Annotated in this window: 1 protein-coding gene; it reads left to right on the top strand. The window is 74.5% G+C overall.

Annotated elements, in window-relative coordinates; all coding sequences use genetic code 11:
* Positions 1–1,551 (top strand): non-ribosomal peptide synthetase (locus tag ACZ53K_RS42680; protein WP_468848539.1); only part of this gene is annotated, 1,551 nt, incomplete at both ends.

Below are 1,551 nucleotides of genomic sequence, written 5' to 3' on the forward strand. Positions count from 1 at the left end.
GCCGTACCGACGCGGCGCTGGACGACGTGGTCGGGTTCTTCGTCAACACGCTGGTGCTGCGCACCGACACCTCCGGCGACCCGTCGTTCCACGAGCTGGTGCGGCGGGTGCGGGAGACGGATCTGCGGGCGTACGCGCACCAGGACGTACCGTTCGAGCGGCTGGTCGAGGCGCTGAATCCAGACCGCTCCGCCGGCCGCAACCCGCTCTTCCAGATCGCCCTCGCGATGAACGACACGGCTCGGGCCGGACACGGGCTCCCGGGCGTCGAGGCCGAGGAGGTCCTCGTCTCCACCGGCACCGCGAAGACGGACCTCACCTTCGTCGTACGGGAGCGCCGGGACGCCGGGCGGGCTCCGGCCGGACTCGAAGGGGAGGCGGAGTTCCGTACGGACTTGTTCGACCCGGCCACCGTCGAAGGGCTGCTCGCGCGGTGGCGCAGGCTGCTGGAAGCGGCCGTCGCGGACCCGGGGCAGCCCATCGGCAGGCTGGAGATCATGGCCGCCGCCGAGCGGCAGGTCCTGCTGGAGCCCGCCGCTCCCGACACCTCGCGACGGCTGCCCGCCGCGACGTTGCCCGAACTGTTCGAGGCCCAGGTGGCCCGTACCCCCGACGCGCCGGCGGTCGTCTCACCGGACGCCCGGCTCACCTACGCGGAACTGAACGCCCGCACCAACCGCCTGGCCCGGTTGCTGGCCGCCCGGGGCGCGGGCCCGGAAGGCGTGGTGGCCCTGGCGCTGCCGCGCTCCGCCGACCTTGTCACGGCCGTGCTCGCCGTCCTCAAGACCGGAGCGGCGTACCTTCCCGTCGACCCCGCGTACCCGCCCGCGCGCATCGCCTTCCTACTCCGCGACACGGCCCCCGGCCTCCTGGTCACCGACCGCGCGACCGGCGCCGCGCTCCCGGCCACATCCGTACCCCGCCTCCTCCTCGATGCGGACGACGCGGACGGTACGGACGCCATGGAACGCACCCGCACGCCGCTGCCGGACACCGACCTCACCGACACCGACCGCACGGCCCCCGCTCGTCCCGCCTGCCCCGCCTACGTGATCCACACCTCCGGTTCCTCCGGAACGCCGAAAGGCGTGGCGGTCTCCCACCGTGGCATCGCCTCCCTCGCCGCAGCCCAGCGCGAACGCCTCGGCGCCGGGCCGGGCAGCCGGGTGCTGGCCTTCGCCGCGCCCGGCTTCGACGCGTCGGTCTGGGAACTGTGCATGGCGCTCCTGACGGGCGCCTGCCTTGTCACCGCGCCTCCGGACCGCCTGCTGCCGGGCACGCCACTGACCGGGACCGTGGCCGCGTACGGCGTGACCCACCTGACCCTGCCGCCCTCGTCCCTGGCGGCGCTCGACCCCGGCAGCCTCCCCCCGGGCATCACGCTCGTCGTGGCGGGCGAGGCCTGCCCTGCCGAACTGGTGGAACGCTGGGCGTCGGGCCGCTCGATGGTCAACGCGTACGGGCCGACGGAGTCGACGGTGTGCGTGACGATGACCGGGCGGTTGACGTGCGGTGTGGGCGGGCCGCCGCCTATTGGGCTGCCGGTCGTCG

Source organism: Streptomyces sp. NPDC033221 (genome assembly GCF_055577005.1).